The sequence below is a fragment of the Cupriavidus sp. genome (genome assembly GCF_057315035.1).
In genome coordinates, this window is sequence record NZ_DBHKYV010000017.1 from 24,555 (window position 1) to 45,395 (window position 20,841).

General features: G+C 61.9%; 15 protein-coding genes and 4 pseudogenes. 13 read left to right on the top strand and 6 right to left on the bottom strand.

Annotation, left to right across the window (positions count from 1 at the left end; translation table 11 throughout):
- The first annotated feature begins 153 nt into the window (after positions 1 to 153).
- Positions 154 to 327 carry a hypothetical protein gene (locus ACO550_RS20260; protein WP_253931999.1) on the top strand — a complete coding sequence of 58 codons (174 nt, stop codon included), beginning with the start codon at positions 154 to 156 and terminating at the stop codon, positions 325 to 327.
- Between the two features lie 313 nt (positions 328 to 640).
- Here ACO550_RS20260 and ACO550_RS20265 read toward each other — a convergent pair whose 3' ends face one another.
- Positions 641 to 1,420: a methyltransferase domain-containing protein gene (locus ACO550_RS20265; RefSeq protein ID WP_315593752.1), complete on the bottom strand. Its 780-nt coding sequence runs from the start codon at positions 1,418 to 1,420 to the stop codon at positions 641 to 643.
- 605 nt (positions 1,421 to 2,025) lie between these two features.
- Here ACO550_RS20265 and ACO550_RS20270 point away from each other — a divergent pair.
- The gene (locus tag ACO550_RS20270; protein WP_315593753.1) at positions 2,026 to 3,486 is read left to right on the top strand and encodes an MFS transporter; all 1,461 of its coding nucleotides are present in this window, start codon (positions 2,026 to 2,028) and stop codon (positions 3,484 to 3,486) included.
- Here ACO550_RS20270 and ACO550_RS20275 read toward each other — a convergent pair.
- The 3 genes from ACO550_RS20275 to flgB all read right to left on the bottom strand — a co-directional run bounded on the left by ACO550_RS20275 (position 3,401) and on the right by flgB (position 6,480).
- Positions 3,401 to 5,518, bottom strand: a complete 2,118-nt coding sequence (locus tag ACO550_RS20275) for a putative bifunctional diguanylate cyclase/phosphodiesterase (protein ID WP_315593754.1) — start codon at positions 5,516 to 5,518, stop codon at positions 3,401 to 3,403. The genes ACO550_RS20270 and ACO550_RS20275 overlap by 86 nt on opposite strands.
- A gap of 9 nt (positions 5,519 to 5,527) precedes the next feature.
- Positions 5,528 to 5,863 carry a hypothetical protein gene (locus ACO550_RS20280; RefSeq protein WP_315593755.1) on the bottom strand — a complete coding sequence of 112 codons (336 nt, stop codon included), beginning with the start codon at positions 5,861 to 5,863 and terminating at the stop codon, positions 5,528 to 5,530.
- A 194-nt stretch (positions 5,864 to 6,057) separates the two neighbouring features.
- Entirely contained in the window at positions 6,058 to 6,480 is a 423-nt protein-coding gene (gene flgB / locus ACO550_RS20285) for a flagellar basal body rod protein FlgB (RefSeq protein ID WP_253932003.1), read from the bottom strand.
- 271 nt (positions 6,481 to 6,751) lie between these two features.
- On the opposite strand from flgB, the gene ACO550_RS20290 reads away from it, so the two are divergent.
- Together ACO550_RS20290 and ACO550_RS20295 are read left to right on the top strand one after the other, a co-directional pair.
- The gene (locus tag ACO550_RS20290) at positions 6,752 to 6,997 is read left to right on the top strand and encodes a hypothetical protein (RefSeq protein ID WP_315593756.1); all 246 of its coding nucleotides are present in this window, start codon (positions 6,752 to 6,754) and stop codon (positions 6,995 to 6,997) included.
- Between the two features lie 286 nt (positions 6,998 to 7,283).
- A pseudogene (locus tag ACO550_RS20295) lies at positions 7,284 to 7,487 on the top strand (transposase); the annotation flags it as partial.
- Between the two features lie 658 nt (positions 7,488 to 8,145).
- Here ACO550_RS20295 and ACO550_RS20300 read toward each other — a convergent pair.
- Positions 8,146 to 8,307: pseudogene (locus ACO550_RS20300) on the bottom strand (transposase); the annotation flags it as partial.
- Between ACO550_RS20300 and phaZ the strand changes: the two are divergent.
- The 4 genes from phaZ (at position 8,302) to ACO550_RS20320 (ending at position 12,758) form a co-directional block, all read left to right on the top strand.
- Positions 8,302 to 9,783 (top strand): polyhydroxyalkanoate depolymerase, encoded by a 1,482-nt coding sequence (phaZ, locus tag ACO550_RS20305; protein WP_315593757.1) that lies wholly within the window; start codon positions 8,302 to 8,304, stop codon positions 9,781 to 9,783. The pseudogene ACO550_RS20300 and the gene phaZ overlap by 6 nt on opposite strands.
- A gap of 137 nt (positions 9,784 to 9,920) precedes the next feature.
- Complete coding sequence (locus ACO550_RS20310; protein ID WP_315593758.1) at positions 9,921 to 10,316, top strand: hypothetical protein; 396 nt, start codon at positions 9,921 to 9,923, stop codon at positions 10,314 to 10,316.
- Positions 10,317 to 11,726: 1,410 nt separating this feature from the next.
- A complete protein-coding gene (locus ACO550_RS20315; protein ID WP_315593759.1) occupies positions 11,727 to 11,966 on the top strand; it encodes a hypothetical protein in 240 nt (79 codons plus the stop codon).
- 585 nt (positions 11,967 to 12,551) lie between these two features.
- Entirely contained in the window at positions 12,552 to 12,758 is a 207-nt protein-coding gene (locus tag ACO550_RS20320) for a hypothetical protein (RefSeq protein ID WP_227874113.1), read from the top strand.
- 234 nt (positions 12,759 to 12,992) lie between these two features.
- Here the strand turns inward: ACO550_RS20320 and ACO550_RS20325 are convergent.
- A pseudogene (locus tag ACO550_RS20325) lies at positions 12,993 to 13,439 on the bottom strand (winged helix-turn-helix domain-containing protein); the annotation flags it as partial.
- 445 nt (positions 13,440 to 13,884) lie between these two features.
- On the opposite strand from ACO550_RS20325, the gene ACO550_RS20330 reads away from it, so the two are divergent.
- The 5 genes and pseudogenes from ACO550_RS20330 (at position 13,885) to ACO550_RS20350 (ending at position 20,725) form a co-directional block, all read left to right on the top strand.
- Positions 13,885 to 14,289, top strand: coding sequence for a hypothetical protein (locus tag ACO550_RS20330; protein ID WP_315593760.1), 405 nt, complete (start codon positions 13,885 to 13,887; stop codon positions 14,287 to 14,289).
- A gap of 69 nt (positions 14,290 to 14,358) precedes the next feature.
- Positions 14,359 to 15,661: pseudogene (locus ACO550_RS20335) on the top strand (TolC family protein).
- Positions 15,658 to 17,193, top strand: coding sequence for an efflux RND transporter periplasmic adaptor subunit (locus tag ACO550_RS20340; RefSeq protein ID WP_315593761.1), 1,536 nt, complete (start codon positions 15,658 to 15,660; stop codon positions 17,191 to 17,193). Before ACO550_RS20335 ends, ACO550_RS20340 begins: the two are co-directional and overlap by 4 nt.
- Positions 17,190 to 20,360 (top strand): CusA/CzcA family heavy metal efflux RND transporter, encoded by a 3,171-nt coding sequence (locus ACO550_RS20345; RefSeq protein ID WP_315593762.1) that lies wholly within the window; start codon positions 17,190 to 17,192, stop codon positions 20,358 to 20,360. The genes ACO550_RS20340 and ACO550_RS20345 overlap by 4 nt, the downstream gene beginning before the upstream one ends.
- A complete protein-coding gene (locus ACO550_RS20350; RefSeq protein ID WP_315593763.1) occupies positions 20,357 to 20,725 on the top strand; it encodes a copper-binding protein in 369 nt (122 codons plus the stop codon). The genes ACO550_RS20345 and ACO550_RS20350 overlap by 4 nt, the downstream gene beginning before the upstream one ends.
- The last annotated feature ends 116 nt before the right edge of the window (positions 20,726 to 20,841 follow it).

Consider the following 20,841-nt stretch of genomic DNA (forward strand, 5'->3'; position numbering starts at 1 on the left):
CGAGCAATCCCGTAACACGTGCAGCGGCGTGCGGCATCGGCCAGCCTCTGTCGCACGTGTCCGTGTGCGCGCACCGCGCACCGCACCCTCCCCCGGCGATTCGCCGCGATCCACCTTCTGGAAAGCGCTAGCACTAGACACGAAAATCCCCGTATGCGTCCGCCTCCCATCCTGCATCTGCCGCCCGCGGTCGTCGCGGTCATCCTGGTCGCGCTGGTGACCATCCTCGGCTTGATTGTCCTGCTGGCCTGGCAGCTGCATCGCAGACAACAACCGCCTCGCAAACACCGCAGCAAGAGTCCCAAACCACGGCGCTTGCGCAAATGACCTGGCGGACAGTGAGGCGGACCAGCAGCGGCTACGCCAAGCTGTACGAACGCGGGTAGGCCACCGTCATTTCCGACGGCCAGAGCGATGGCTCTTTCGGGGCTGACCCCGGTGCGGCAGCCGCGGGCGTCCGCGACCGTAGGTGCGATTCAGATAGATGACAAATGCCAGGAACGCAATGATGTAGAGCACGGCAACCAGCAAAGGCGAGGACAGCACGCCATGCGGCAAATCGAAGACGTAGTATCGGTTCAAGTTTGCAGTCGTCCTGCGTGGCAGGCCGCCTCTTGCCCGTACTCAGTGAACGGCATCCTCAAGCAAATCGGCGCACGGCGACGATCAGCGCACCATCGCCATTGGCGAACCGCACGCCGCCCTTCTCCAATTGCCGCTCGATCATGCAGAGTCCGTCAAGCATGTCATTCAGGATGGGACCACGACGCCGATGGTCGCCGACCGCCAGCGGGAACGGACGCGTCCTTTGCTTGCTCAGGCTCAGCGTCATGAGCGGCAATGCCAACGTGCAGAATGTCCGGCTGTGTACGACCGTGAAACCTGCGGCATTGACCTTGCGAATCAGTGCCGGAAGCGTGTAGCGCGCTTCTGGCGCCCCCGGGGCATTGCTGCGCAGTCGTCGCGTTCGCCGATGCGGTACGGTCACGACAATACCACCACCCGGGCGACATGCCTTACGCAACTGGTCAAGCACTATCCCGTCCGACGCTGCGTACTGCAGGACGTCGAACGCCCCGATGACATCAAAGGCGTCCGAGAACGGCAGGTGCATGGGATCCATCTGCAGACAGGAAAAGCCATATTCCCGGCGTACCTCGCGCAGTGCATCCACGCTACGGTCAGCCGCGACCAGCGTCGTGGCGGGATAGCATTTCCGGAAATCATCCAGGAATTTTCCCGCACCGCAACTCAGATCCAAGAACGAGTCAATCTGCGGGAACCACCGGGACAATGCCTCGATGATCAATCGGCGGCGATACGCGAACCAGAAGTTTCTGTCTTCAACGTGCGCGAATTCTCGCAACAGCGACGCTTGATTCCCATCGTGATCACTGATCAGTTCCGGCGCGAGGCACACAATGCCGGATGTCGACGGCGGCTGCCAGTCGCAGGACCAACAATGCCACCCCTGAGGGGACAATGCATTGCCACATCTCACGCACGATCGCATCGCCGGCCTCAGATTGAAATCGGAGACCCTCCCGCGAGGGGACCTCCATCACTTTGCAGAATCCTCGTATCTCACCCAGGCTGGCGTTGAGCCCACACGCAATACGGCGGCGTGCTGGCAAAGTCGTCTGGACGCGCAACCGACTCACACATCCAGGCGCGTGGTCAGAAGGCTGACATTCGATTCTATGGAGATGACCTGTCGCAAACATGACGGGGAAATTACCAAGCGCCACCCCCGTTGCTATCTTTGGCAACATCGGACACCATGCACGGCGGGCCGACCATTTCCCAACCGATGCGAACGATGTCGTGGCTCCGACGCCGACAATCCACGCCGCGCCTGTGGCGAATTTTGATAGCAGGCTTTAGGGCTTTCCTGGACAGCATCGGGATGGCAAGCGTCTGGACCGCGCCGCGCCAGACCAGTGGCCCCGCGTTTTCGTCAGCCCGGGCTTTCGCCAACTTTGGTTTCAATCGTCGTGGACAATGCGCCCGATCGCGAGACATTGCATGACGGATTCAAAGGACACCGCACCGCTGTCGAATGACAAGCCCCCGGCAGCCCTCGTGCCGCTGCAGCGAGAATGGCTGAATCGCACCGTTGTCGGTGCTGGGCTCACGAGTGCGCTAGGCGATTTCTGCTACGAGACCACCACCGTCATCCTGCCCGGCTTCCTGGCGATACTCGGGATTCCGGCGGCGGTTCTGGGACTGATCGAAGGCCTGGCCGATGCGGTGGCGAGCTTTACCAATATGATTTCGGGCTACGTCGCCGACAAGCTCGGACATCGAAAACTTCTGGTGCTGGTCGGCTACGCCCTGACGCCTGCAGGCCAGGTCGCAATCGCCTTGGCCACGGCGTGGCCACTGCTACTTGTGGGGCGAATCACTTCCTGGTTCGGAAAAGGGCTATGCGGCCCGCTTCGCGACGCGATTGTCATCCAGGCAATCCCGCCGCGCGCGCGAGGCCGCGCTTTCGGGTTTCGTCGGGCCATGGATACGATTGGCGCAGTAGTCGGACCGCTGCTTGGTGTCGCATTGCTTGGCTGGGCCCAAAGCCATCATGGGTGGAACGACCCCACCGGCCCGTTCCGTCTGGTCCTATGGCTAAGTGTCATCCCGGGGGTTCTGGCCGTCCTGGCTTTCCTCGGCTTCGTCAAGGACCCGGCATTTTCCCCAAATCCTGGGCTGCGATTATTCCGGGCCTTGCGCGGCCTTCCGCCAAGATTCAAGCGCTATCTCGGCGCCGTCGGGTTGTTTGGTATGGGTGATTTCTCGCACAGCCTCTTGATCCTCGGCGCCACGCAATTGCTGACCCCAAAACTCGGCATCGTGCAGGCCGCACAAGTCGCCGGGGGCCTCTACGTCTGGCGAAACGTTGTGCAATCGGCGGCGTCATTTCCGGTCGGCATGCTGGCGGATCGCGTCGGTGCGCTGCGCATTCTCGTGCTTGGCTATGCGCTAGGCGCGATGACCGGCCTGCTCATGGCCATCACGTTCTGGCTCCACGTCAACACCCTCGCACTGCTCGCGGCCGTCTTCCTGCTTGCGGGCCTGTGCACGGCCGTCCAGGAAGCCCTGGAGCCGACGGTGACCGCCGAGACGGTGTCGGCTGACACCTTGGCCATGAGCATCGGCGCGTTAGGCACCACGAACGGCACGGCGAAGTTCATCTCGAGCGCCGGCGTCGGTCTCATCTGGTCGGCGCTATCACCTCCTCGGCTTCGCATTAGCCACCATCACCATGGCGGCCGGCACAGTCATGCTGGCGAGACTACGACGCATCTGAATCTTGCCATATCGCCCGGAGATCGAGCGCGATGCGGGAGCTCCCGCCACGAGCGATCCGCGCGGTCATGCCGACCGTCCAGACGCCAAAGATCACCTAGCCGTCGGCAAGCATCGCCTGTACGTCGACGGCGGGCGCATCGAGTAGCTCGACCAGCGCGTCAAAGTCGACCGGCCGGCTGAACAGGTAGCCTTGCCCCACCTCGCAGCCAAACTCCCGCAACACCGACACTTGCCAAGCGTACTCGACCCCTTCGGCCACGACGCGCAGCCCAAGCATATGCGCCATGCCAATCATGGCCTGCACGATTTGCCTGTCGCTGTGCGAGGCTTGCATGTCATGGACAAAGGCGCGATCAATCTTGAGCTCCGTGACCGGCAAGTGCTTCAGACTGGACAGATTGCTGTATCCGGTCCCGAAGTCGTCGATGGCAATACCGACGCCCGCGGCGCCCAGCTCCCGCACAAATTCGAGCAGCCCTTCCTCGTGCACGAACAACGCGTTCTCCGTCAGCTCAATCTTGAAGCGCCGACAATCGACACCAAACTGCGCGATAGTCTGCAGCACGGGCTCCTGCCTGTGCCAACTCAGTTGCAGGGGCGAGAAATTCACCGCCACCCGGAAGTCCGGATCGATCGCTAGTGCCTCGAGCTTCGCGACATATCGACAGGTCTCGCGCAATACCCAATCCCCGATCGCGCCGATCACCCCGGTCTCCTCGGCTACCGGAATGAACTCGGCCGGCGAGACGGGAACGCTGCCATCTCGCATCCAGCGCAGCAAGACTTCCGCACCGATGACCTTGCCCGTGGTCAACGACACCTGGGGTTGCCAAGCCAGCGAAAATTCGTTGGCTTCGAGCGCGCGGTGCAGCGCGTTGGAGATGTCCAGGCGCTTGAGCACCTTCGTGTGCAGGCCGCGAGAGAAGAAATGGCAAGCACCGATGCCATCCTCCTTGGCGCGGTACATCGCCGCATCGGCATTCATGATCAGCGCCTCTGCGGTCGTGCCATCGGCGGGAAATCGGCTGACCCCAATGCTCGCGGAAACGTAGCTTTGCGTACCGTTCAGAACAATCGGCTTGGCCAGTTCATCGAAGATCCGCCGCGCGATCGACTCGACCTGCTCGGGATCCGCGGTGTCGTGCAGAATGAATGTGAATTCATCGCCCCCGATACGGCCGACAAAATCCGCTTCTTTCACCAGTCGCTTGAAGCGCTCCCCGACCACCTCGAGCAGCCGATCGCCAAACGAGTGGCCCAGTGTATCGTTGACATCCTTGAACCGGTTGAGGTCAAGGAAAAGCAGCGAAAATTCCGTGCCTTTGCTCGCCGACCGTTCGATCGCATGGCCAAGCCGGTCCTGGAACAGACGTCGATTTGGCAGACCGGTCAGGCTGTCATAGTAGGCAAGGTGCATGTACTGGGCGCGCAGGCTTTCGCGCTGCATGATGTCCGCGAACATCGCCACGAAACTGAACACGTCGCCATGCTCGTCGTGAACCGTCTTGATCGTCACCCAGTCCGGCGCGATCGAGCCGTCCGCCCGCAATAGCCAGACCTCCCCTTCCCAGCGCCCGCCGTCGCGCAGGGTTGCGAATATCTCGGCGTAGAAGTCCCGTCCATGCCGGCCCGACCGCAAGAATCCGGCCGGCCGCCCAACAATGTCCGTGCCGGGATAGCCCATCGCGGCCGTGAAGGCACGATTGACGTACTGGATGCGCAAGCGAGCGTCCATTACCAGCACCGCGTCACTGGTTGACTCGAGCACATTGGCCGATATCTTGCGGTTCTCCAGTTCTGCACGCAATTGGCTAACCAGCGCCTCGCGTTCACGACGATTGATATCACTGCGACGAACGAACTCGGCCAGCAAGGACGCCATGGAGACGATGCCGATGTACCGCCCTTGCGCATCGAAGACGGGCAGGTGCTCGCAAGCGTCCTTACGCATGCGCTTGAGCAACTGGATCGCGCTGGCATTCTCCCGCACGGGCTCGGGTGGCCGACGTACGATCAGATCCGCGAAAATACGTCCCGGGAAAAGCGTCGCTTGCCGGTCCGTCACGACACCGAGAAACGTGCCGCTGTCATCGAAGACCGAGAAGACGTTCGTCGAGGTCTGATTGACCCCGACCAGATCCCGATAACGCTGGTCAAGCGCCACGCGGCGTGCCGTCAGGTCGAGGCACTCCGAAACAAGCAATGTGTCCATCTACAAGCCTTATCCCAGCTTTTGATCCACGAACAGCTCGACTTCCAGCGCCAGGTGAAGGATTTCCTCGGCGCCCATGGCCGGTTTGATCTCATCCAGGATGAACGTCTTGAGCTCTGCGGCGGGAATCTTTCTGAGAATCGCCTTTCGAATGAGGATGTCCGATATCACGTCGTCGTCGATTTCAATATGCTCGAAGACCGTGGTTGACAGCAAACTGAGTGCCCGCCCGACCGCAACGTGTCCAATGGGCGAGGCGCGCCCCAGCACGAGCCCATCGGTGATTGGCGGAAGGACAAACTCCTTGATGTGGGCGCGCAATCGCTTCTGACGACGTTTCTCCATTCCGACACTAACCTTTCCGACCCAAGATCGAACGCGCCAAGGAAGCACCGCACGCAAATCCGGCGCAGCACGACATCCTTCGCGAGCCGTTTGTACCAGACATTCCCGCCACCGACTACCCATCAAACGTGGGCCCGCAAGAGTTGCCATGCTATGGGTTTCCACTCCTACTAGTGAGAATCCGTGGATACCGACTAGGGACGCATATCCTGGTAGAGCTTGAGCATGTCCTTGTATTCACCCGCCGTCTTCTGAATGGAAAATTGCATGCGCACCGCATTCTCCGCAAATGCCACCCGCTCGACGTCCATCTCGACGGTATTGCCGTCGATGCTGGACTGCATCGGGACCCGGTAGAGCAATGCCTCCTCTGGCGCCGACGGACGGGCCTCCAGATGCCGCGGCGAAGTTGTGGTCATGCCCGCGAACGCGTTGCCGCTTGCCATCGCCCGTTCCAATTCGGCGCCGAAGTCGATGTCCCGCGCCTTGTAGTTCGGGGTATCCGCGTTGGCGATATTGGCTGCGAGCAACTCCAGCCGGCGCGTGCGCAGCCTAAGCGCCAGTTCATGAACGTTTTCCGCGCTACGCGCAGCATTCTGGATAAATGCGGTTTCCATCTCGCGTCTCCAGCGCATTCGGAAGAGCGCAGACTAGCCTACCCCACCCCGCGTCATTGCGAGGATCAGCGATCGATTTGTCGACCTTTCACATGACCAGTTTGCAATGATTTCGACATCCTAGCGCCGTAGGGAATTCGCCTGCTGTGGACGGATTTCCCCCAGATGACGGGATCGTAATATTCGGGTCATTCGACTGATCGTGTCGGATCGATAGACTGTGCACACGGTGAGCGAGACAGACTCGCCAACATGACTCCGGAGAATTTCCATGAAGAAGATCCACACTGCCATTCTTACCGCCGCACTCTCGATCCTCGCAGGCACTGCCGTGGCCGCTCCCGCCGAGGGCCAGGTCCATCGCCCACGCGACCCCTTCACGGACGGCGCACGCGCCGGTGCTTCCGCCACAGACGTGTACGCAGGAGGCGCGCGCATCGAAAAGCGTGATGTCTTCACGGACGGCGCACGCATTGGAGCGCGAGACATATTCACCGACGGTGGTCGCGCGCTCTGACAGGTTGACGCCTCATGCCAGCTTGACACTTGCACAAGTGTGGGGGAGCCAGTCATCCGGCCAGGTTGACTGACTTCCGGTACTGCTCCTTCGCCTGTACCGAGGACGAAGAGCTTGTAGCTTGCCTTCGACAGAGGCAAGCTTTTTTCTTAGAAACCTTTTCAAAAGGACCCGGAGAGGCAAATTAACTTTCTCGGCAAGCAGTTGATTAAGGAAGGTCTGCATAAGTCCAAGTTTTGAGGTCCTCGGACGTTAATGCGAGGACCCACTGCAAAGTGCGAACAAGATGAAACAGGCCACCCTTGGACTGAACCTGTCGACCAAACGCACTCGCAAGCGCGAGTTCTTGGACGAAATGGATCGAGTGGTTCCCTGGACGGAGCTGATTGAGCCTCACTACCCGAAGGGCAAGACTGGCCGCCCGCCATTTGGGATGCTTGTGATGTTGCGCATTCACTTCCTTCAACACTGGCTTCCGCTCAGCGCCCCCGTTACTTGCTCTCAATCGCCTCGAGCATGAATTCCGTAGCAGACGCCCTGCTGCTGCGACGCGCCTCGCATGTCATCCCTGGCACTGCAAACGTTCTCTCTTCGCGCTGCCTGGGAGATGCTTTGTGCATCGATGCACTAAACCCAATCCCGCGAACCATTAGCCGATCCTCAGGCGGTGCGAAAGCGCACTCGTACGTCTGCGCCATACATTTCGACTTACACAGTGGGCCAGCGAACAGGTTGGGGACATCCCCTGTCTGATTGAGAAGTCACAAACCTCTGGAACGCCTGGACTGGCTGGCACCCTATGCGCGGGTGACAGGGAAACTGTCCGGCAGCTTGGTTCAGCTTTTCAAGGTGTTGTTGCTGCGCCATGTTGGCAGATTTTTACCGGCTGTCCCGGACCGCGGTCAAGCGGATTGACCAGCGCCATCTGGAGCAGGAACCGGGACCGGTGAACCTGAGAGGCGTCACAATCCATCGCCATGGAGGAGTTTGCCATCCAGGAGAGACATCGCTACGCCGGGTTATTGTCGAGCCGTCGAGCAGGCGAATGCTATGGGTGGTCCGCGGGCGCTCGCGCGAGGCAGGCGTCACCACCGCTACAGGGCAGCGAGGAAGATGGCGAGCCACCACGGTCTGTCCTCTCGCCCTTACTTGGCTACAACCTGGAGCAGGTCGTAGACCACCTCCGCTTGCGGCCAGTGAATGCGCACCTCGAGGTCATAGGCAGTACTCATGTCCATCACTGCTGCGCGCAGCCAGGCACATCCCTCGGAGCCGAGCAGTTCGAAGAACGGGCGGATGTCCGCATGGGCGAAGATTTCCGCAAGCACGCGAGGCTTCTGGCAGCTTGCCCCAAGTCCGACAAGTTTTCGCGTTGCAGCGATACTTGGCCGACCTATAGTGAAAATCTGGTCAACCCGGACGCTCCACCATCGGTGATCCCTTTGCCCTGGCCCAATGGGGCGGCAATTGAACGTCGGCAGCATGCCCGTCGTCGGGAGCAAGAAGGCCTGATGTTGGCATTCACGTCTGGCATTCCTCCTGGAGGCCGCATGCTGTATCAGCTTTTCGAGTACCAGCGCGCATTCCTTGCGCCGTTCACCGCGTGGGCAGCGAATGCGGCAAAGGCGTTGGTGGATCCTGACAGCTCCCTGAACCAGGTCCCAGGCGCTTCGTGCTTTGCCGCTGGCTATGAAATGCTGTACCGGCTCGGTACAACTTGGGAGAAGCCCACGTTTGGTATCACCGCCGTCCAGCACGACAGCCATGTCATTCCCGTGGTTGAACAGGTCGTGTTGGAAAAGCCGTTTTGCCGCTTGCTGCGCTTCGCACCCGATACAGTCGCGCCCGACAACGCCGCGCAGCCGACACCAGCGGTACTGGTCTGTGCGCCACTGGCGGGGCATCACGCAGTCATGCTTCGTGACGTCGTGCAGGCATTGCTGCCCGATCATGTCGTGTATGTAACGGACTGGCAAAATGCACGCGGCGTTCCGGTAGCGGAGGGGCCGTTCCACCTAGATGACTATGTGGCCCAACTGCAAGCCTTTATCCGCTGGATTGGGGCGGAGTCGCTGCACGTCCTGGCCATTTGCCAGGCAACCGTGCCGGCCCTAGCGGCGATTTCGTTACTGGCGAGTGCGGGCGAGCCGACCCCAACAAGTCTGATCCTTGTGGGCGGCCCGATCGATGCCCACCGCAACCCTTCGGCAATCGACCGGCTGGTCGCGCACCAACCTCTTGCGTGGTTTCAACGGAACCTGATCCAGACGGTACCCCGCCCCTACCCCGGGGCTGGCCGCAAGGTGTACCCGAGCTTTCTGCAACTCGCCGGCATGTGCGGGATGCAGCCGTGCCGCCTGATTGAGCTTCACCGGGACTATTATTTGGACCTCATGCGGGGCGAGGTCGAGCAAGCCGAGACGCACCGGCGCATTTGCGATGCGTACCTCGCCGTGCTCGACATGGCGGCCGAGTTCTATCTGGACACCGTCCAGATCGTATTCCACGAGTTTCGTCTGGCGCGCGGCGACTGGCGAATACAGGGCCAGAGCGTACGACCGCAGGATATCCGCACCACCGCACTACTGACGATCGAGGGCGAACTGGACGTCATTTCCGGCCGTGGCCAGACCCAGGCTGCGCATGATCTGTGCCGAGGCATCCCCGCTCGCGACAAACGGCACGTGACAGCGCGCCAGTGCGGTCACTACGATCTCTTCTGCGGATTCCGGTGGCGCACTGAGGTTTTCCCTGACATCCAGGCTCTGACCCGGCAAGGCACTTGAGCGTCCTTTGGGCATGGGCTACCGGTCACCGAACCCATAAACGCGGCTGCAGATTGCCAATTCATCTTAGGGGTAGCGGGAAGCTTCGTTTTTCAACCGATGCTTGCACAAGTCTGTGCCAGAGGCCTCAAACGCAGTTGCCGGAGGTCACCGTCGAGGCCGACGTCAGCCGTGAGCTTGGCGAGGGCTACAACCCGCCCAACGTGGTCAGCGCGACCAAGACCGACGCGCCACTGCGCGATATCCCGCAAACCTTCAACGTGGTCACCGCCGAGGCCGAGGTCGGTCGCGTGTTCGCCGACGGCGCCGCCGCGTTCCGCATCACCGGCGCGGTGCAGAAGGCCAACAACTGCCGCTCGCAGCAATTTCTTGACCGCTCGGGGATCGCGCCGTCGCTGGAGCTGCGCATCGCGCCCGAGACGAAAGCGAACACCGCAAGCGACAAAGCGCCCAAGCAGGAGGAACAACTCTGGCAACTGCGATGCTTGCCACTTACTTTCCCGGCCAGACAGCGCTGCAGCATTGAATCGTAGGACGTGTCAAGACCGTCGGCCCGAAGCTCATCGGTGGCGTAGACACCCACCACTACCCCTTCCCGTTCCGCGCAGGAAAGCCATGCCGCCGCGCCCACGTTCTGCGTGGGCAGCGCGAAAATAACCAGCCAAAGCGATAGATGGCGCAACAGCCTGTTCAACCAGCGGCATCAAGCATCAATCTATGGCCAAGTTTAGGGATGGGCCTGACAGGGAAATGAGAGCGGCATAGCAACTGGGCCAAGGACGTGGGGCTGCCAACGAAATCTCACACTATGACTCTTTTCATCGCGCCGCGCGCGGGTGTTGACGCCCCACTTCGCCAGAGGACTGCAGGGACACAATCGCCCGGGCTTCCCGGCCGACCGCGACCACACGACGCGAAAGACCAACCACGATCGTCAATGACCACGAGGGCGGCGAGGGTATGCCTCAGGGCGACGGCTCTCATGCTCTTGTCCATGCGCCAGTCCATTGGGAAAGGTCTGATGGGGCTCGCGCACGATGGCATCGTGTCCATAGGACTGGTGTGCGCCGGGTGCGATGGCAACCGCGGGGACCGCGTACACCTCAGCATGCATAGGTCTCGCCGGAACGTACTCCCTGCGACCATGGTCATCTTGGACATAGGCATGCGGCTGTGCACCGGCGTAGCTGAACGCGATAAAAAGGACGCCGCCGACCAGAACTGAAATTTTTTTCACTATTGACTCCTTGCTTGTTGGTGAAGCCAGCATAAGGGTGCCGCGCACAGTTCGGTGTTGGCGAGTGAATACAAATGTGAGAGCTTGTAACGCAGGCTATCGGCCGCGCTTGGTCAAGCAGAATGACATTACCCAGGCGTAATGATTGCGTAACCGAGCGCGGTTCGTCGTTATCGCAAATGAGTTATTGCAAGAACCACTTGGTGGTACCGCAACGACTGCCTCGTTTTCGTTCATGTCGTCGCGTCAAGTCTCGGAGTGGCTCAAATGCGTGTATTTTTGCTGATCACCGTTATGCTGGCAGGATGCGCGACGGTATCCCAGCGTACGGTTCAAGCCGAGCGCGACATGGACGCTTCGCCTCGAATATACGGTCCCGCTTGCGAAAGACATTATCAAAAAGATTCGGATCTCCGGCGCGACTGCGTATTGCGTCTGGGCGCCAAGCGCGGCCCCAGTATGCACCGTCGGCTCTGAATGTGCTGACGAGCCCAATTTCTTGACGAAGCCATGTCGTTGTGCGCCTGACGTGCGGTGGCAGCAGCTAAAATTCGCGCGAAAGGTAACATGGCAGGAATTGCTCGCGTGCGAGATCACGGCTTGACCTTCCCCCCATGGGAAGGTGCATGGTGATAACGACGGTGGCTGATTTCTGCCAGAACATGCCGCTGTGCCACACAAGGATGCAAGCAAGGGAGCGGATGCGATGACTACCTCGGCCCGAACTCTATTTGATGACGTATTCGCCGTATTTCGGCGGGCATGCAAAGAGCAGCAGTTCCATGTAGCCGATCAGCTTCTGGCGACGCTGGAACTAATGGCCGACAAGGACGATCTGTCGCTTGACGAGGTCTATCTTTCATTCGCTTGTCCCGGTGGTGCCGGCGGGGTTCTGCCGGCAGCGCCGGCGCGCCCCAAGAAGGATGAGAACCTATACTCGAAGTAGACGCGTGGCGGGCGACCCGCTTCGCATCGCTCGTTGCGCCCAATACGTAAGCGTATGAAGCAGTTCTGGCGAGTCATCTTGTTGTTAGCTTTCGCGCTGGCCTTGCCCCTGCGGGTCCAGGCCGGACCGTGGGACACTTGCTGTGCGGCTGGCATAGCCGAATTGTCAGCGCAGGCTGCGCAAGGCGGCGTCGACAGCAGCAACGCCCACGACTGCAATGGCCAAACCGGTTGTCCCGGGAATCGGCATTCTAGTGGCCCGTTTCGCCTTCCCTGCAGTTCCTCAGCTTGTGCCGTGTTCGCCGGAACGTCGTTGAGAGCGATGTCTGGCGTGGGCGCCTGGGCCAGCGTGCTGGTATCTCATCCTGAGACTACCTACGTCTCCGTCATCACCGCCCCTCTCGAGCGCCCACCCAAAGGTGCTTCGTTCTAGGAACTCTCGCACCAGCAGACAGTGGCCGCGCACGGGAGTGTGCGAGCGCCATGCGCCGGTTGCGACCTGCCCTGACACCCATCTGTAGCGTGTTGCCGCCTGGATGCATACAGCATGGAGGCGTCCCGCTGCAGGCAGCCAATGAGGAACATCATGAAAACCATCCTTCTCGCCGTAGGCGCAGCCCTGGCCCTTGGCACCTCGCTATCGGCCGTCGCCGGCCCCGACTGGTATGTGATCGAAAAGGCGCGCGCCGCTAAGCAAACTGAAGCCAAGCAAGCTAAGGCGCAAGCTGCGATGGAGCGCGACCATGCGGCCATGATGAAGGCGTGCCGCGAAATGATGAGTCAACCCAAGTAACCGGATGGTGCCCCAGCGAGTAGGAACTGGCTAGCTCGCTGGGACGCTGTGCCCGAGGACCTGTGTTTGCTCTGCGGCAACCTGACACGTCGGCGATGTGCGGAGAAAGCCGAAGCTCGGGCCACCTCGATCCGTTCCCATCCTCAACTGCTGTTCCCGAACGCAGCAACGCTTGCCATCCGCAACCTGGCCCCAACGCAGACTGGCCAGAGCAATCGCAGAAATGGCCATGGCTGCCCACAGTACATTGAGAAACTCGACCACCTGCTCCTTCTTGACGCTGCCCTCGTACAACTGAAACAGGTAGTTCGTGCGACTCAGGCCGGCGATCACCGACAATGGTTCCAGTTGAAACGAAACTGAATGACCGGCGTTTGTTCCTTCAGCGGCTAGGTCCGCACGCGCGTTGGGCGCTCGCTGGTTCCGGATTCGTCGATGAAGACAATCAATCGGCCTTCCCGCTGGGCATACATTTAAACGCCGCCCAAGTGTGCTGCTTCCACTGTACCGCCTCTTCGTCGCGCTCGATCGCGCGGCGCTCAGGCTTTCGCACGCGGAAACCCAGAGCACGCAAATGCGCCAAACCTGCATTTTTCCGAACTCGACACCGCACATTCGCTTGATGAGCGTCCCCACGCGCTTTAGCGTCCAAAGCTCGGTGCCAAAGCCCTGTTCGGTCGGCCAGGTAGATCATGAGGGGGAACCCGTCATTGCTGCATATAGCGCGATAAGGCGTTCACAAAACCGGCACCGCCCCATTCCTGCCAGCGTTGCGGTGCCGCGTAGCGATACAAGATCCACGACACTACCAAGACCACCAGCGCAACCAGGCCCAGTGGCCAGCATCAAATCCGTCTATGTCGTTCACGGGACGTCAGGACCCGTTGCTGCACCTCGGCTTGCGCGGAATGCTACTGGTCCGCTTCGCTTGTAGCAGCGCGCGTAAATTCCCATGGATCCGACATAGACCCTACCCTCATTGGAAGGTCAAGCGAAATTGCAGTGCTGTTTCATGTGCACCGTGCCGCTGCCTTCGGTAGACGTCCGCACAACATAGCCTGCACACCCAATTGCAATCCGCGTCAAAGGCGCTATGCTTGCGCCTGTCAACCCAAAGAAATCACCTTTGCGCCACACGGTTCGCCGGCAGCCCTGGTTCGCCGGTTTCCTTCTGCTTGTTTTCCTGACAGTCCAACTGGCAGCGTCGGCGTACGCCTGTACAGGCAGCCGCTACCAAATGGACGGAGGCAACGAACCGGCGGCCTTGACCGAGTCCTGCCCCGACATGGCGGACAACGGGAGCGATCAGGCTAGCGACCAGAAGGCGCTCTGCCTGGGGCACTGCCAGGCGGACGGCAAGAGCGCCGACCATGTTTCGCCTCAGATTCCGGCATTCTTGCCGGTGCTGGTGAACGTGATCGCGCCGAGGCGCACGACGGTGGCCGAACGACAGACCGCACTGTGCGCCGATGCGCAGCCGCGCGCGCCGCCACCACAGTTGTCGATCCTTCACTGCTGTTTTCGCACGTAGTCTCCGGAATAACGCCGATTCTCGTCCATCCCTGAAGCAGGGGTGGCTATCGTTGTTCCTGGAGGCTTTATGCTTTTTCTACGTCGCCTGACGCTGGCGCTCTTCTGCGCGCCCGTATTCGGCATGACGGTGTCGCATGCCGCGATGCCGCAATCCACCGATACCCTTTCTTTGGAGGAGGCCGTCGCGCGTGCGGCCACGCATGCCGACGACGCCGAATCCTCGCGCGGGGCGGTCGAGGCCGCCGTCCAGATGGCGGTCGCGGCCGGCCAGTTGCCAGACCCTACGCTCAAGCTCGGGCTCAACAACGTTCCCGTCAACGGCCCCGACCAGTTCTCGCTGACCCGGGACTTCATGACCATGCGGTCCATCAGCGTAATGCAGGAATTTACGCGTTCGGACAAGCGTCGGGCCAGGGCGGCCCGCTTCGAGGCGGAAGCGGCCGCGGCTGACGCGCAACGCGCGGTCGGCCTGGCCAACGTGCAGCGTAGTGCCGTCGCCGCATGGCTTGAGCGCTGGTATGCCGAGCAGGCCGGCGTGGTGCTCGGCCGCCATGGCCATTCGCTGGACCTCACGCTGCGGGCAGCCACCGCCGCGTACCGCAGTGGACGCGGCGCCCGCGCCGATGTGCTCACGGCCGAACTGGAAGCCCAAAGGCTGCGAGACCGCCAGGACGAAAATCGGGCCGCCGTCGCGACCGCCACCGTGAACCTCGAACGCTGGGTCGGGCCGGAGGCCAGCCGCCCGCTTGCCGACCGACCTCGTCTTGACGTACCCCCCAAGCGTCCGGCAGCTTGCTCAGACCGACCTCGAGGCCGTGCCTGAAATGGCCGCTGCGCAGTGCGACGTCGCGCTAGCGGAAACGGAAATCCGCGCCGCGGCCGAAACCAAGAAGCCGGACGTCACCGTGGAACTAATGTACAGCCAGCGTGGTTCCGCTTACTCCAACATGGCCTCGCTCAACGTCAGCTTTCCCGTCCCTTGGGACCAGCCCAATCGTCAGGACCGCGAAGTCGCCGCCAAGCTGGCGCAAGCCCAGGAGGCACGCGCCAAGTCCGAAATCGTCAAGCGCAATACCACGGCTATGGTGGGAGCAAAGCTGACCGAACTGCAGCGCAATCTCGATCGGCTCAAGCGCTACGACGCATCGACCTTGCCGCTCGCGCAGGCCCAGGCAGACGCTGCGCTGACAGCCTATCGGGCCAATACGGGCACGCTGCTGGCCGTGGCCGAGGCGAACCGTCGCGCCATCGACACCGCGCTGGAGCGGCTCACGCTGGAAGCGAAGACGGCGAGGCTATGGGCCGACCTGACCTTCCTAGTCCCACGGCCGACAGCCCAAACCGAACCTGCCGCGAAGGACCTCAAATGAAAAAACCTCTGATTTTCACGGCGGCATGCCTCTTCCTCCTTGGCGCAGCGGCCTATGGCGGCTACCGCTTCGGCGTCACGCGGGGCACGCAGTCGCCGCAGGCGCCGGCGACCGCCAGCGCGCCGTCCGGACTGAAGGCCGGTGACATCGACCCGCAGACCGGCAAGAAGATCCTCTATTGGCACGATCCGATGGTGCCCGGCCAGCGCTTCGACAAGCCGGGCAAGTCGCCATTTATGGACATGCCACTGGCCGCGGTCTATGCGGACGGGGATGGCGGCGGCAGCGGGGTCACGGTAGACAGCCGCGTCGCCCAGAACCTGGGCATTCGCACCGCCGAGGTCAAGGCGAGCCGCATGAGCCCGGTGCTCGAGGCGCCCGGCAATGTCGCCATCGACGAGCGCAGCGTTCAGGTCATCCAGGCACGCACCAATGCCTTCGTCCAGCACGTTGCCGTCAGGGCGACGCTCGACCCCGTGCGGCGCGGCCAGGCGCTGGTGACGTTGTACTCGCCCGACTGGGTCGCCGCTCAGGAGGAATATCTTGCCGTGTCACGTCTGCCCGCGGGCACGCAATCCGACCTGTCGGGTGCGGCAAAAGCGCGCATGCTCCAGGCGGGCATGACGCCTGGGCAGGTGAGCGCCGTATCGAGCTCCGGCAAGGTGCAGCCCAGCGTGGCCATCCCAAGCCCGGTCGATGGCGTGGTGACTGAAGTCGCGGTCCGCGACGGCATGACAGTGTCCCCCGGCATGACGCTGTTCCGCCTGGCCGACCTGAGCCAGGTTTGGGTAATCGCCGAGGTGCCCGAAGGACAGGCCCGTGCCCTCGCGCCGGGCTTGCCTGTCAAGGTGTCACCGACCGGCGCGTCCGATGCGATCGTGGGCAAGGTCGATACCGTCTTGCCAGACGTCAATCCGGCCACGCGGACCATCAAGGTGCGCATCGTCCTGCCCAACAAGGATCGACGCCTGTTGCCAGGCATGTTCGCGACCGTGCGCTTAGACAGCGGCTCGGAAAAGGAAGTGCTGCAAATTCCCGTCGAGTCCGTCATCCGCACCGGCCAGCGCAGCGTCGTTATTGTCGATGCCGGCACGGCGGGCTTTGTTGCCACCGATATCAAGACCGGTCGCGAGGCCGACGGCATTGTCGAGGTCCTAGGCGGCCTCAAGGCTGGCCAGAAAGTCGTCTCCTCAGGCCAGTTCCTGATCGATTCGGAGGCGAGCCTGCGCGGTACAAGCGAGCGCATGAGCGCTGCGCCGGCGGCTTCTGCACCAGTTGCGATGGCTCCCGAGCACGAGGGCGTCGGGCGCATCGAAACGGTAACGGGCCAAGGCCTGACGATCTCACACGGCCCGATCCCCACGGCAAAGTGGGGGGCCATGACGATGGACTTTGCCGCGCCACCTGCCGGGCTGCCCAAAGGACTCAAGCCGGGTGATCGCGTGCGCTTCCGCTTCCATCTCAATAGCGACGGCATGGCCATCCTGTCCTCGGTCGAACCCGCCGCCACCGTCCAGGGAGGCAAGCCATGATCGCCCGCCTCATCCTGGCGTCGATCCGTAACCGCTTCCTGGTCCTGCTGGCAACCGTCATGCTGAGCGCCTGGGCTCTGTGGGCGGTACGCAGTACACCGCTCGACGCCTTACCCGACCTATCCGATGTGCAGGTCATCATCCGCACGCCCTTCCCCGGCCAGGCGCCGCAAATTGTCGAGAACCAGGTCACCTATCCGTTGACCACCACCATGCTGTCGGTGCCTGGCGCGAAGACCGTGCGCGGCTATTCGTTCTTTGGAGACTCGTTCGTCTATGTGCTGTTCGAGGATGGCACCGATCTGTACTGGGCGCGCTCGCGCGTGCTGGAATACCTGAACCAGGTGCAATCGCGTCTGCCGGCCGCAGCCAAACCTGCCCTGGGACCGGACGCCACCGGCGTCGGCTGGATCTACGAATACGCGCTGGTCGACAAGACCGGCCGGCATGACTTGAGCCAGCTGCGCGCGCTGCAAGACTGGTTCCTGCGTTTTGAGCTAAAGTCGCTGCCAAATGTGGCCGAAGTCGCCTCCCTCGGCGGGATGGTCAAGCAGTACCAGGTCGTCCTGATGCCGGACCGTCTGCGCGCGTACAACCTCTCGCAGGGCAAGGTGCTGGCGGCCCTCAGGGGGGCGAACCAGGAGACCGGCGGCTCAGTGCTGGAGCTGGGAGAGGCCGAGTACATGGTGCGCGCCTCCGGCTACCTGAAGACGCTCGATGATTTCCGGCGCATCCCGCTCGTGACGAGCGAGGCTGGCATTCCGGTGCGCCTGGGCGATGTCGCCATGGTCCAGCTCGGACCCGAGATGCGGCGCGGCATCGCCGAGTTGGATGGCCAAGGCGAGGTGGCAGGCGGCGTGATCGTAATGCGCTCTGGCAAGAACGCACTGGAGACCATCGAGGCGGTGAAAGCCAAGCTGGCGGTGCTAAAGAAGAGCCTGCCGGAAGGCGTCGAGATCGTGACGACCTATGACCGTTCCGCGCTGATTAACCGAGCGGTGGAAAACCTGACGCACAAGCTGATTGAGGAATTCATTGTCGTTGCGCTGGTCTGCCTGGTCTTCCTGTTTCACCTGCGCTCCGCGCTGGTGGCCATTATCTCGCTGCCGCTCGGCGTGCTGGCCGCCTTCCTGGTAATGCGGTACCAGGGCGTCAATGCCAACATCATGTCGCTCGGCGGCATCGCCATTGCCATCGGCGCCATGGTCGACGCGGCGGTCGTCATGATCGAGAACGTGCACAAGCATTTGGAGCACTGGCATGTGGACAACCCTGGTCGGGAACTGACAGGCCATGAGCGCTGGACTGTGATCGGCGAGTCCGCGGCCGAGGTCGGGCCGGCGCTCTTCTTCTCGCTGCTGATCATCACGCTCTCGTTTATCCCGGTATTCACGCTCGAAGCGCAGGAAGGCCGACTCTTTTCTCCACTCGCCTTTACCAAGACCTATTCGATGGCGGCGGCCGCAGGGCTGTCCATCACGTTGGTGCCAGTGTTGATGGGCTACATGATCCGAGGCAAGATTCCTACGGAGCAAGCCAATCCGCTGAGTCGCTGGCTGATCCGACTCTATCAACCAGTGCTGGCCAAGGTGCTGACCTACCCGAAGACCACAGTGGTCATTGCCGCGATCCTGCTGGTTGCCACCGCCTGGCCAATCATGCGGATTGGCGGCGAGTTCATGCCGCCGCTCGATGAAGGCGATCTGCTCTACATGCCATCAGCCTTGCCTGGGCTCTCCGCAGGCAAGGCGGCGCAGCTCTTGCAGCAGACCGACCGCTTGATCAAGACAGTACCTGAGGTGGCCACCGTGTTTGGCAAAGCGGGCCGTGCCGACACGGCGACCGACCCGGCGCCCATCGAAATGTTCGAGACCACCATCCAGTTCAAACCGCGCGACCAGTGGCGCGCGGGCATGACCACAGACAAGCTGGTGGAGGAACTGGATCGCGTGGTGAAGGTGCCCGGACTGTCCAATATCTGGGTACCGCCGATTCGCAACCGCATCGACATGCTCGCCACCGGCATCAAGAGCCCGGTCGGCATCAAGGTGGCCGGCACGGACCTGAAGGAAATCGACCGGCTGGCCGCGCGAATTGAAGAGGCCGTCAAGACGGTACCCGGGGTCACTTCGGCCCTGGCCGAACGTCTGTCCGGCGGGCGCTACGTCGACGTCGACATCGACCGCATGGTAGCCGGACGGTACGGGCTCAACATCGAGGATGTCCAGAGCATCGTGTCGTCGGCAGTCGGCGGCGACAACGTCGGGGAAGTGGTCGACGGGCTGGCGCGCTTCCCGATCAATGTGCGCTACCCGCGGGACTACCGCGACTCCGTGGAGCAGCTGCGACGCCTGCCCATCGTCACTGACCGCGGCCAGCAGATCACGCTGTCTGACGTAGCGCGCATCCAGGTGGTGCAAGGCCCGCCCATGCTGCGCAGCGAAAACGCCCGGCTGTCCGGCTGGATTTACGTGGACATCCGCGGGCGCGATCTGCGCTCGGCCGTCCACGACATGCAAGCCGTGGTGGCCAAGGCGGTACCGATGCCGGCCGGCTACTCCCTCAGTTGGTCAGGTCAGTTCGAGTACCTGGAGCGAGCCACCGCCAAGCTGAAAGTGGTGGTGCCGTTCACGCTGCTGATCATCTTCGTTTTGCTTTACCTGGTGTTTGGTCGGCTGGACGAAGCGCTCCTCATCATGGGCACCTTGCCGCTGGCGCTCATTGGTGGATTCTGGCTGCTTTACCTGCTGGGCTACAACCTCTCGGTTGCCGGGGTCGTCGGCTTCATTGCGCTGGCCGGTGTTGCGGCGGAGTTCGGCGTCATCATGCTGCTCTACCTAAAGCAGGCCTGGAATGGACGCGAGGTAAAGGGCGAGGCGAGCGTGTCTGCACTACTGGACGCCATCCAGGAAGGCGCGGTCCTGCGTGTCCGTCCCAAGGCCATGACGGTTGCGGTGATTCTCGCCGGCCTGATTCCCATCATGTGGTCGCATGGCACCGGATCGGAGGTCATGCAGCGCATTGCCGCGCCGATGGTCGGCGGCATGGTGACCGCACCATTGCTCTCCCTCTTTGTCGTGCCGGCAGTGTACCTGCTGATCCGCAGGCGCCAGACAAAGCCCTCTTCCCTTTCCACCCCCACCTCTCTTCAAGAGGAAACACCATGAAGCACATCAAGACGCTCACCCTCACCTTCGCCCTGTCACTCGCTGCCGCCCCAACAGCGTTCGCTGCCACGTCCAGGGAAGGCATGGACATGAAATCCATGGGCAATATGGAGATGAAATCGTCGGCTGCCTCGCAGCACGCACCACGCCCGGTGGCCGCGGAGATCAAGAAGATTGATGCGCAAACGGGCAAGGTCACGCTCAAGCACGGCCCCATCGAAAATCTCGGCATGTCCGCCATGACCATGGCGTTCCCCGTCAAGGATCGCGCATCGCTGAAGGACGTCAAGGAAGGGGATTCGGTGCTCGCCACCTTCGACAAGGTTGACGGCAAGCCCACTGTTGTCGACTTGCGCCGCCCCTAAGGTTGTGGGCACCCGCCATCGATGGCGGGCGCCTGCCCTGAATCGAAGACGGAGCGACCAAGTTGTACTTTGACTTGCGTTTCTTGCCGCCTGAGCTGCGGCAGTTACTCGTCGCC